Below are 10,893 nucleotides of genomic sequence, written 5' to 3' on the forward strand. Positions count from 1 at the left end.
GATGCGCGTCCTCGTCACGGGAGCGGATGGATTCGTCGGCCGGCATGCGTGCGCCGCGCTTCGCGCGGCCGGCGACGAGGTGGTGGAGGTGCACGGGCCCCGCGGCGAGGGCATCAGCAGCACCGCGTTGCACTTCGACATCGCCGACGAGGCGAAGGTCAAGGCGGCGGTCTCCGAGGTGAAGCCGGACTCGGTGCTGCACCTGGCCGGCTTCAGCTCGGTGGCCAAGAGCCACCAGAACCCCGCGCGCGTCTTCGCGGTGAACACCATGGGCGTGGTGCACCTGCTCACCGCCCTGCGGGAGAGCGCCCCCAAGGCGCGCGTGCTGCTGGTGGGCTCCGGTGAGGTGTACGGCCCCGTCGCGGAAGGCACACGCGCGGCGGAGTCCCACCCGCACGTGCCCCTCAGCCCCTACGCGGCGTCGAAGTCCGCGGGGGAGCTGGCCGGCGAGCAGTTCTTCCGCAGCTACGGCATGGAGGTCATCCTTGCCCGGCCCTTCAACCACCTGGGCGCGGGGCAGGACCCCACCTTCGTGGTGCCGTCGTTCGCGGCGCAGATCCGCGCCATCGCGCTGGGCACGGTGGACCCCGTCCTGCGCACGGGCAACCTGGACGCCATCCGGGACTTCTCCCACGTGAAGGACGTGGTGGACGCGTACCGGCTGCTGCTGCTCAAGGGCGAGGCGGGCCAAGCCTACAACGTGGGCAGCGGCGAGGGCCGCACCATCCGTAGCTTGCTGGAGGAGATGCTCCAGCTGTCCGGCGTGCAGGCGCGCATCGAGCTGGACCCCGCGCGGCTGCGCCCGTCCGACATCCCCAGCCTCGTGGCCGACACCGGCAAGCTGCGCGCGCTGGGCTGGGCCCCCAGGCTCACCGTCGCGGACGCGCTGCGCGACGTGCTGGGCCCCCGGCCAGGCTCGAACTGACGCACCGCTGGCGCGCGCCGTTAAGCAGGGCGCGCCAGCGATTGCCACGCCTCCAGGCGCCGGTCCAACGCGGTGAGGGCCCACAGGTCCGCCGCGTTGCCCGGCTTCACGGCGGCCAGGTCCCGCTGGCAGTACTCGCGGGCCTTCACCTCGCCCCACTCCGACAGGATGCGCAGGGCCATCAGCGACGGCTTGCGCGCCACCAGCCGCAGGAGCACGTCCTGCACGCGCGGGCTTCGCTCCGCGTCCGCCAGCCGCTGCACGGCCTCGTGACGGGACTCCGGCGTGGAGTCTTCTGCTTCCAGCGGCGCGGCCAGCTCCGCGAAGCGCGCCTCGTCCAAGAGCGCCGCGGGACGCCGGCTCTCCCAGTGCTCCACCGTCACGGTGGTGCGCCCCTTCGCCACGCACTCGCGGCGGATGCCGTCGTTCTTGAGCACGGCCAGCACCCGCTCCGGCGCGGGCGTGCCGCCCTCCACCGTGCGCAGCGCGCGCTGGGACAGCATGGGGGACTGGCCCAGCAGGTGCGTGCGCAGCACCGTGGCCTCCACCGTCTTTTCGTTGCCGGGCGGCACCCGGTCCCACTTGAGGAACACCTCCGCCATGCCGTGCTCGCGCACGTACCAGCGGTACTCCAGCCACACCGCCCCGCCCCGCTCCGCGAAGCGAGGGTCCGAGGGCTCGTGGAGGCGAGGGGCGCCCTCCCGCGTGCCGGTGAAACAGCGGTCCAACAGCTTCTGGGCTTCTTGAAGTCGCATGGGGGGCGGGCGGCCATTGTAGGCCCCCGCGTCAGGTTCCTCCATCGCCGCACGTTCGTGTCATTATTACACGAAGATTTCGAGGAGGCCTGGGATGGGCACGACGGCGTCAGGGCGGTTCACGTTCTTCTGGAAGGAGGATTCCTTCTTCTCGCAGTGGCACCCGTCCGTCTTCACGGTGGACGGCGTGCGCTACACCTGCGCGGAGCAGTACATGATGGCGGGCAAGGCGCGCCTGTTCGGCGACACGCGCGTGCTGGAGCAGGTGCTGCGCGCCGCCACGCCCAAGCAGCACAAGGCGCTGGGCCGCAAGGTGAGCCCGTTCGACGCGGCCCTCTGGGAGCGCGAGCGGGAGCGCATCGTCTACGAGGGCAACCACGCGAAGTTCACCCAGCACCGGCACCTGCTGGAGGCGCTGCTCGCCACGGCGGGCACGGAGCTGGTGGAGGCCAGCCCCCTGGACCGCATCTGGGGCGTGGGGCTGTCCGCGGAGGACCCCCGCATCCAGGACCCGTCCACGTGGCGGGGGCTGAACCTGCTGGGCAAGGTGCTGACGCGCCTGCGCGAGGAGCTCCTCGCACAGGCGCATGCACCGGTCAGAACTTGAAGCGGGCGGACTGGTCCTCCACGCCGTTGAAGTCCAGGTGGAGCGTGGCGTGGTCGCCGTGGCCCTTCTCGCTCCACTCCTGCTTCAGCGTGGACAGGTCGAACGCCAGCTCCTTGTAGACCATGGCCTTGCAGCGGTCGTTGTTCGCGTCATGGATGAGCGTGAGCTCCGCGCGCGGCTCACCCGCCGCCGTCTTCGTGAAGCGCCCGTCCCACGCGAGGCCGTAGCGGTGCTCCTTGCAGCCGCCGCCGTGGCGGACGTGGAGCGTGAGCACGTCGCCCTTCACGCTCTGCGACTCGATGCCAATGGGGTCGCGGGGCGCGGGCGTCTCGGTGACTTCCAGGGGCATGACGATGGCCGCCTCCGGGTTCTCCGCCTGCGCCGCGGGCGACCCGGCCTTCTTCTCCGGGGGCGTCACTGGGGTGGGCGGCGCCTCCTCCTGCTGGGCGGTGGGGGCCGGCTCCTGGGCCTCGTCCTTGCGCGCCGCGTTCGACCCCGCGCACCCGAGCAGCATTCCGCAGACGATTCCACTCCACACGAGCAGTCGCATGTTCCTCCAGGAGGCCCGTCACGGGCCGGTTGAGCACGGGCGCCTTTCGCCTACCGGTGGCGCAGCGCCGCATCGTAAGCGGCCCGCGTGCCTTCCGCGGCACGGGCCCAGGTGAACTTCGCGGCCTGACGCTGGCCCGCCTCCGACAGCGCCCGGCGCTCCTGCGGCGAACGCATCAGCCGGTCGATGACCGCCGCCAGGCCCTCCGCGTCGTCCGGATCCACCGCGGGCGCGGCGCCGCCGCACACCTCCGGCAGCGAGCCCGCCGTGGACACCACCGTGGGCGTGCCCAGGCGCATGGCCTCCAGGGGCGGCAGGCCGAAGCCCTCGTAGCGCGAGGGGAAGACGAACAGCGCCGCGCGGCGCATCAGTGCGTAGAAGATGGCCGGGGTCTGGTAGCCCAGGGGCCGCACGTCCAGGCCCTCCGAGCGCATCCGCTCGATGCGCGACTCCACCTTGCCGGAGCCGTACCAGGCCTGCCCCGCGAGCACGAGCGTGAAGGGCCGGCCGCGCGCGTGCAGACGCTCCTGCGCCTCCAGCACCAGCTCCACGTTCTTGCGCACGTCGAGCGAGCCCGCGTACAGCACGTAGTCCTTCGGCAGGTTGAGCGCGTGGAGGAACTCCTCGTCCGCCTCGCTCAGGGGAATCGCGTTCACGTGGTCCACGCCGTTGTGCACCACCACGGTGCGCGGCTCCACCTGGGGGAAGCGGCGCACCAGGTCCTGGCGCGTGCTCTCGCTGATGCACACCAGCCGGTCCGCGAGCATCAGGCTGCGCGCGAGCCACAGCCGGAACTGCCAGCGGTACGGCGCGGAGACGGTCTGCGGCAAATCCAGCGGCACCAGGTCGTGCACGGTGAGCACGTAGGCCGTGCCCGGCGTGCGCCGGAGCGGCAGGTTGAAGTTGCTGAGCGCGTGGTAGACGGGCGGCGGCGAGGCCTTGAGCAGCCGGGGCAGCGTGGCCAGCGTCCACGGCGTTCGCTTCTGGACGCCTCGTGGGTGCTCGCCGGACTTGCGCGCTCCCATCCGGTCCAGGCGGACGCCCTGGGCTTCGAGCGCCTCCGCGAGGCAACGGGTGTACAGGCCGATGCCAGTGGTGGGCTCGTCCCACAGGGTGGCGTCGAAGGCGATGGGTCCGGGGGTCGACACGGGCCGCCTCATACCATGCCCGTGTGCTACACACGGCCCTCCATGGCGGTCCATCAGTTGATCCCAAGCTTCGGTCCCGGCGACGCTTCCGGTCAGGCCGCGCTCCACCTGCAACTCCTGCTGCGCCGCATGGGGCACGTGGGAGACATCTACGCGGAAGAGGTCGCCGGAGGGCTGCAGGGCCTGGCCCGTCACGTCTTCACGCTGAAGCCGAAGCCGGACGACCTGGTGCTGTATCACCACGGCATCGCGTCCCCGCTGAGCGGGCGGCTGATGCACATGGACTGCAAGCGCGGCGTGGTGTTCCACAACATCAGCCCCGCGCGCTTCTACCGGGACACGCCGCTGGAGCACGCGCTGGTGGCCGGCCGCGCGCAGGTGGCCGCGATGGCGCCCTTCCTGGACGTGTCCATCGGGGACTCGGACTACAACAGCGCGGAGCTGCGCGTCGCGGGCCACCGCAACGTGCACACCGTGCAGCTCTTCATCGAGAAGGAGCGCTTCGCCGCGCCCGTGGCGGATGCGGCGAAGCTCGCGGAGCTCTCCGGCCCCGGCCCCACCCTGGTGTCGGTGAGCCGGGTGATGCCGCACAAGCGCTTCGAGGACCTGCTCGCGCTGCACCGGGAGCTCTTGCGCATCCGTCCCCAGGCGCGCCTGCTCATCGTCGGCGGCTACGAGGCGGGCAGCCGCTACTTCAAGTCGCTCCAGCGCGAGATGAAGGACCTCACCGGGGTGCACTTCCTGGGGCGCCTATCGCATCCGGAGCTGGTGGCCGTGTACCGCTCCGCGTCCGTGTTCGTCTCCATGAGCGAGCACGAGGGCTTCAGCGTCCCCATCATCGAGGCCATGGCCGCCGAAGTGCCCGTACTCGCATACGCGGCGGCGGCGGTGCCGGAGACGCTGGGCGGCGCGGGCATCGCGTTCGACCAGAAGCGCTTCGCGTTCCTCGCGGAGCTGGCGGTGGACCTGACCGAGGACAAAGGCCTGCGCAAGGCGGTGCTCGAGGGCCAGGCGCGCAGGCTCCAGCACTTCTCCCCCACCGCCGCGCAGGTGTCGCTGACGCGCGCGCTGGAGGGCGTGGTGGCGCCGCCGCCCCGTCCGCGCAAGGCCCCGGCGAAGCGGCCGCGCGTGGCGCTGGTGGTGCAGCGCTATGGCGAGGTGACGGGCGGCGCGGAGAGCCACGCCGCGCAGGTGGCGGAGCACCTGGCGCCCCACTGGGACGTCACGGTGGTGACGACCTGCGCGAAGAACCACCTGACGTGGGAGAACACCTTCCCGCCCGGCGAGGACCGCATTGGCCGCGCGAAGGTGCTGCGCTTCCCGGTGACGCGCACGCGCAACATCCACGCGTTCAACAACCTGTCGCGCCACGTGTTCGGCCACGGCAACGAGCGCTTACGTGAAGAGCAGTGGGTGGCCGAGCAGGGCCCGCTGAGCCCCGGGCTGCTGGAGCACCTGGGCACCACGCAGGACGCCTACGACGGCTATCTCTTCTTCACGTACCTCTACGCGCCCACCGCTTGGGGGCTGCCGCTGGTGTCGGACCGCGCGATGCTGGTGCCCACCGCGCATGACGAGCCGCCCATCCGCTTCGGCGTCTACGGAGACGTGTTCAACCGTCCCCGGGTGCTGATGTGCAACACGCCGGAGGAGGTGGAGATGCTCGGGCGCTTCCACCCGAACCATGCGCGGGCGCGCGTGGTGGGCGTGGGCGTGGACGCGCTGCCGGCGGTGCCCGACCGCTTCCGGGCGAAGTACGGCGTGCATGGCCGCTACCTGCTGTACGTGGGCCGGCTGGAGCCGGGCAAGGGCGTGCCGGACCTGCTGAAGTTCCATGCCCAACTGAGGCAGAGCTACCAGGACGCGCCGGAGCTGGTGCTCGCGGGCGAGGCGCACATGGACGTGAGCGGCGAGGGCGTGCGGCACGTGGGGCGCATTTCCGAACAGGACAAGCACGACGCGCTGGCGGGAGCGCTGGCGGTGGTGGTGCCCTCGAAGTTCGAGAGCCTGTCGCTCCTGACGCTGGAGGCGTTCGCTCAAGGCACGCCGGTGCTGGTGAACGGGCACTCGGAGGTGCTCGTGGGACAGGTGGAGCGCAGTGGCGCGGGCCGGGTGTACCGGGGGCTCGCGTCGTTCGTCGAAGGGCTGCGCGAGGTGGGCGAGGCCCGGGACGCGATGGGCCAGCGGGCCCGCATCTACGCGCAACGGCACACGTGGCCCCAGGTGGTCGCGGCGTACCGGGAAGAGATGGCGCGCATCGTGGAGGAGACACACCGATGAAGCTGCTCGGACGGGACATTCCCACGGGGGCCCTGGTGGCCCGCATTGAAGAGCGGCTGCGCGTGCGCGGACTGCCCACGTCGGAGCCGGCGGAGGTGCCGGAGGACGGCGTGGAGCCGCGCGTGGATCCGCTGACGTTCAACATGCACGCGCTGGAGGAGAACGCGGACACGACGCGGGCCCTGCCGCTGCATACGCACCGCGCCGGCATGGGCCAGGCGGTGCTGCTGGCCAAGTGGGCCTTCCGCAAGACGTGCCAGGTGTTGATCAACGAGACCCTGGGCCGGCAGCGCGTGTTCAACGGGCTGGTGCGCGACTCCTACGCCCAGCTCTCCGCGGAGGTCCTCCGGCTGCGCAAGGAGGTGGACACGCTGAGGGCCCAGGCCGCGAAGGCACAACCGCCGGAAGCCCCCAGGCCGCCGAAGCCGCCGCCCCCGGCCATCAGCCACGGCCGGCCCGCGCCCCGGCCTCCTGCCGTGGAGGCTGAAGGCCGCGCGTCCAGGGAGAGGCCCCTGCCGGCCATCGACTATGGCCGTCCGGCGAAGCCGCCGCATGACGAGCAGGCCCGTCCGCCGAGGCCAGCGCACGATGGACACGCCCGCCCGCCGAAGCCGGCGCGTGCCGAACAGGCACGTGGGCCCAAGTCCCCGCCGGATATCGAATACGGGCGTCCGTCCAAGCCGGCGACGCAGGACGAGCGCCGCCGTCCGGCGAAGCCCTCCCGGTCCAAGAAGGCACGGGCCGCGAAGGCCCCCCGCGAGCAGGCGCCCCGGACGGAAGGCACGACTCCCGCCGCCTCCCCTGCCCCGCGCGGCTCGCGCCCGAAGCGCGGCGGACCGAAGAAGCAGTAGCATCGCGGGCGGTGCGGTCACGCACCGCGAGGGGGAACCGCCATGCGTTCATGCATTCTCGTCCTGGGCCTGATGGCCTTCACCGGAGCATTCCAAGCCGAAGCCGCGGGCAAGCCCGTCGCGCTCATCTGGAAGGGCTCCAAGGACAAGGCCGAGGCCGAAGCCCTGGGAGACACCTGGGACGGCCTCGCCGGACTGCTCGAGAAGACGGGCCTCTCCCTTCCGGAGGGCCACCCCAAGCTCGTCGAGAGCAAGACCGTCCCGGGCCTCAAGCCCGGCTTCTGGGTCTGGCTCCTGGGCACCTGCCCGTCCGACGACGCCGGCCCCGTCCTCGAACACCTCAAGCTGCTCGCCCCGGGGACCTACTCCCGCCCCGTGAAGCTCGCCGCGAAGAAGCTCGCCTGTCCCAAGCCGCCGGCCGAACCGCCGCAGGCCCGGGACGAGGTCCTCAAGCGCTCCTCGGGAGAAACCGTGCGCGTGTTCACCCAGGAGGAGTCCGAGTCCCCCGACGAGGAGGGACGCGGAGAATCCATCTCCCGGACCCGGTTCCACTTCGTCCTCTTCGGCAAGGACGGCGAGGTCCTCGCCACGGCGGACGCCGAGGGCGACCTGGACGTCAGCGGAAACGACCCGGGCTCGGGCCCCATCTCCTATCGCTGCACGGGCGCGAGCATCGAAACGCAGGAGGACGACGACAAGATGGTCCTCACCCGCCACTGCGCCGCCAACGCCTCCGCCGAGTGCGGCTCCATGCTGTCCGCCGACGAGAGCGTCACCGTCACCGTGAGCGACGGCGCCGTGTCCGCGGGCCCCGTGGAGCGCACGGACGTCGAGTACGCCGAATGCGAGTGACCGCCGCCCTGCTCAGGGGAAGCGGTACACGGTGACGTAGCCGTCCTGGTGCACCATCTCGCCACCCAGTTCGTCCGTGATGAACTGGTGGCGGACGGGGTGGAAGAAGTGCGTCACGTACCACTTGAAGTGGTGCTCCTTCAGGTAGCGCCGCATCTCCTCGCGCTCCTCCGGCGTGACGGTGCCGAACGCGTTGCGCATCCCTTCCGCCGCGCGGATGAGCCTCGAGTTCACCAGCGCGGACTCGCGCACCGGCAGCCGGGACACCCGGGCGTAGGACACCGGCTTGCCGTGGAACATCTGCTCCCACTGCCCCTGCACGTTGTCCGTCAGCACCGCCGCCGGCATGGGCGCGTCGCGAATCTCGTCGAACACCGTCGGCAACCGGGGAATGGCGGGCATCACCATCTGGAGGCCCCGGTACTCCACGTTCGGCACCAGCGCCACCGCGAGCGCCACCGCCACGCCCAGCCGCGCATCCCGCCGGGACGCCCACGCGCCCGCGTGCGCCGCGGCGAACGCCACCAGCACCGACAGCGACAGGAGCGTGAGCAGGATGAAGCGCACCGGCATGCCCCCGCGTGAGAACAGGGGCACCACGTGCTTGAACACGACGTACGGCATCGGAATCTGGACCTTGAGCGGCACGTTGAACGCCGTCAGCGGCTCCGACAGCGACAGGTAGACGGCCAGCCCCAGGAGCAGCAGCACGTCCCGCCGCCACAGCCGCTCCCGCCACGCGGGCACCCACGCCACCACGAGCAGGGTGACGATGAGCAGCACCACCGGCGACACCCGGTCCTCCAGGCCGATGTTGAGCACCGTGCCCATGGACAGCACCGCGAAGCCCAACCCCAGCCCCAGCCAGCGGCGCCCCTCCGGCACGCCCCGCCACAGCGCGAAGAGGGCCAACAGCGGCGTCAGCCAGCCCAGGAACGTGCCGGTCTCCTCCAGGTTGGTCGACATCTTCATGCGCATGACGTTCAGGGAGAACTCCCGCGCCTGCGCGGGCAGCTCCGTCATCCAGGCCGAGCGCGTGTCCGGGATGAAGAACGCGTACAGGTCCGTGAAGTAGTCGGAGTCGCCGTGGTGGATCTGCAAAGGCGCGGGGAACGCATGCAGGAGCAGCGGCACCATGGGCGGGACGCACGCGAGCCCCGCCGCGATTCCCGCCACCGCCGCCCGGCGCACGAGCGGATCCCTCCATGTGTCCAGGGACACGAGCGGCCCCCGCTTCCACCGCTCCGCCATCACCCACACCAGCGAGAAGAGCGCGATGTAGATGAGGTAGTAGTAGTCACACAGCAAGACGTACAACGCGCACAGCGCCAGGCCCACCAGCCACTTGCGCTTGCCCTCGTCCAGCCAGCGGAAGAAGCAGAGCAGGTAGAGCGGCAGCCCCTCCAGCGCGGTGAGGTTCAGGTGCGCCGTCGCGTGGGTGAGGTGGTAGCGCGAGAAGTTGAACACGCACGCGCCCGCCAGCGCGGCGGCGGCCGCGAGCCAGGGCCCATGGCCCGCGCGCTCCAGCAGGTAGCGCAGCAGCAGCCACGACGTGTAGCCCGTCAGCACGAACGAGCCGAACAGCACCACGTTGTACGCCGTCTCCACGGACATGAACGGCAGCAGCACCACGCCCCACAGCGTCTTCGCGGGCGCGAGCGTGTGCCAGTAGAGCTCGGCACCCAGGGGCCAGTGGAGGAAGGGCACGAAGTAGGGGTTCTGCGGCTGCACCCAGAGGGCCTGCCGCATCCACCACAGGTGCCACATGTTCATGTAGACGTCTTCGCGTCCGCCCATCACGTATCCCTTCATCTGGGACACGAGCGGCCAGGTGTGGAACGCCGACAGCGCGAAGAACGTGAGCAGCACCAGCGGGTGCAGCACCCGCCGCATCATGGGGGACATAGACGGGAGGGACGGTCTCAGAGGGGCCGCTCGGCGGCCATCAGCATGTTGTCGCCCAGGTTGAACGGGATGGACCAGCTGGACGGCACGCCCCGCCGCACCAGCTCCAGCGCCGGTGCCGCGGGCGTGAAGCTCGCGCCCACCTTCCGCAGCAGGTAGTCCGCGGAGATGATGTGCGTGTACGTCCGGACGTCCGTGACGCGGAAGCCCACCTCCTCCAGCAGCATCGCCAGGGTGCGGCGGCCGAAATAGAAGAGGTGCATGTCCATCAGCCACGGCCACTGCCCGCCCATGAGGCGCGCCAGCAGGCTGCCCGCGTCGATGGTGGACAGGTAGATGCGGCCGCCGGGGCGCACCAGCTTGAGCGCCGCCTTGAGCTCCTCGCGCGGATCCGCGAAGTGCTCCACCACGTCCCACAGCGTCACCACGTCGTACTGATGCCCCTTCGCCGCCAGCTCCCGCAGGGGCACGCCGTGCACCGTGAAGCCCAGGCTCCGCGCGTTACCGGCCGCCCAGCGCGACAGCTCCAGACCCTCCGGGCGGAAGCCCGCCTCGCGCGCCACGTCCAGGAAGTAGCCGCAGTAGGCGCCCACATCCAGCAGCATGCGGTTCTGGGCCGGGCCCAGCTCGCGCAGCACGCGGCGGAAGGTGTGGTAGCGGTTGTCCTTCTCCGCGACGTAGAGCGGATCCTCCACGTCCTGGTACGCCTGGAGCAGCGTGTCCGGCGACAGGAGGGGCCACTGGAACATCATCCCGCAGTCCTCACAGCCCCAGATGGGCGGGTGGCTCCGGTGGCCAAAGGACGTGCAGTTGTAGGCCGCCGCGCCCTGGGCCTGGGTTCCGCCGCGCGCCCGGTGACGCAGCCGCAGGCGCCCTCCCTTGCACAGGTAACAGGCATCCGGCACGGGGGCCAGGTGCGGTTCGGAGGCGCGACGGGCGGCGTTGTCCATCATGGCGGCGCACCGTAGCCGCAGAGGCCCACCGCCTCAACACGTCGGGCAGGGCGAATCCGGCCCATGA

General features: G+C 71.1%; 10 protein-coding genes. 5 read left to right on the forward strand and 5 right to left on the reverse strand.

All coding sequences use genetic code 11. The annotated features are described in order from the left end of the window. Position 1 precedes the first annotated feature (1 nt). Positions 2-925, forward strand: a complete 924-nt coding sequence (locus JYJ93_RS31670) for a GDP-mannose 4,6-dehydratase (RefSeq protein WP_206798283.1) — start codon at positions 2-4, stop codon at positions 923-925. A gap of 20 nt (positions 926-945) precedes the next feature. Here JYJ93_RS31670 and JYJ93_RS31675 read toward each other — a convergent pair whose 3' ends face one another. Continuing rightward, on the reverse strand, positions 946-1,680 hold the full coding sequence (locus tag JYJ93_RS31675; protein WP_206798284.1) for a hypothetical protein: 735 nt from the start codon (positions 1,678-1,680) through the stop codon (positions 946-948). Between the two features lie 94 nt (positions 1,681-1,774). On the opposite strand from JYJ93_RS31675, the gene JYJ93_RS31680 reads away from it, so the two are divergent. After that, the gene (locus JYJ93_RS31680) at positions 1,775-2,287 is read left to right on the forward strand and encodes an NADAR family protein (RefSeq protein WP_206798285.1); all 513 of its coding nucleotides are present in this window, start codon (positions 1,775-1,777) and stop codon (positions 2,285-2,287) included. On the opposite strand, the gene JYJ93_RS31685 is transcribed toward JYJ93_RS31680, so the two are convergent. Next, the gene (locus JYJ93_RS31685) at positions 2,277-2,837 is read right to left on the reverse strand and encodes a NigD-like C-terminal domain-containing protein (protein ID WP_206798286.1); all 561 of its coding nucleotides are present in this window, start codon (positions 2,835-2,837) and stop codon (positions 2,277-2,279) included. The genes JYJ93_RS31680 and JYJ93_RS31685 overlap by 11 nt on opposite strands. Before the next feature lie 50 nt (positions 2,838-2,887). Next, a complete protein-coding gene (locus JYJ93_RS31690) occupies positions 2,888-3,997 on the reverse strand; it encodes a glycosyltransferase family 1 protein (protein ID WP_206798287.1) in 1,110 nt (369 codons plus the stop codon). Positions 3,998-4,027: 30 nt separating this feature from the next. Here JYJ93_RS31690 and JYJ93_RS31695 point away from each other — a divergent pair, with 30 nt between their 5' ends. Genes JYJ93_RS31695 through JYJ93_RS31705 form a run of 3 tightly spaced genes read left to right on the forward strand, consistent with a single transcriptional unit; the run spans position 4,028 to position 7,968 of the window. Next, positions 4,028-6,265, forward strand: a complete 2,238-nt coding sequence (locus JYJ93_RS31695) for a glycosyltransferase family 4 protein (RefSeq protein ID WP_206798288.1) — start codon at positions 4,028-4,030, stop codon at positions 6,263-6,265. Further along, on the forward strand, positions 6,262-7,116 hold the full coding sequence (locus JYJ93_RS31700; protein ID WP_206798289.1) for a hypothetical protein: 855 nt from the start codon (positions 6,262-6,264) through the stop codon (positions 7,114-7,116). Before JYJ93_RS31695 ends, JYJ93_RS31700 begins: the two co-directional genes overlap by 4 nt. A 42-nt stretch (positions 7,117-7,158) precedes the next feature. Beyond that, positions 7,159-7,968 carry a hypothetical protein gene (locus JYJ93_RS31705; RefSeq protein WP_206798290.1) on the forward strand — a complete coding sequence of 270 codons (810 nt, stop codon included), beginning with the start codon at positions 7,159-7,161 and terminating at the stop codon, positions 7,966-7,968. 12 nt (positions 7,969-7,980) lie between these two features. Here JYJ93_RS31705 and JYJ93_RS31710 read toward each other — a convergent pair whose 3' ends face one another. Then, complete coding sequence (locus JYJ93_RS31710) at positions 7,981-9,864, reverse strand: hypothetical protein (RefSeq protein WP_242543997.1); 1,884 nt, start codon at positions 9,862-9,864, stop codon at positions 7,981-7,983. 26 nt (positions 9,865-9,890) lie between these two features. Further along, the gene (locus JYJ93_RS31715) at positions 9,891-10,826 is read right to left on the reverse strand and encodes a class I SAM-dependent methyltransferase (protein WP_242543998.1); all 936 of its coding nucleotides are present in this window, start codon (positions 10,824-10,826) and stop codon (positions 9,891-9,893) included. Between the last annotated feature and the right edge of the window lie 67 nt (positions 10,827-10,893).

It is taken from the genome of Corallococcus sp. NCSPR001, assembly GCF_017309135.1.
Taxonomy (GTDB): domain Bacteria; phylum Myxococcota; class Myxococcia; order Myxococcales; family Myxococcaceae; genus Corallococcus.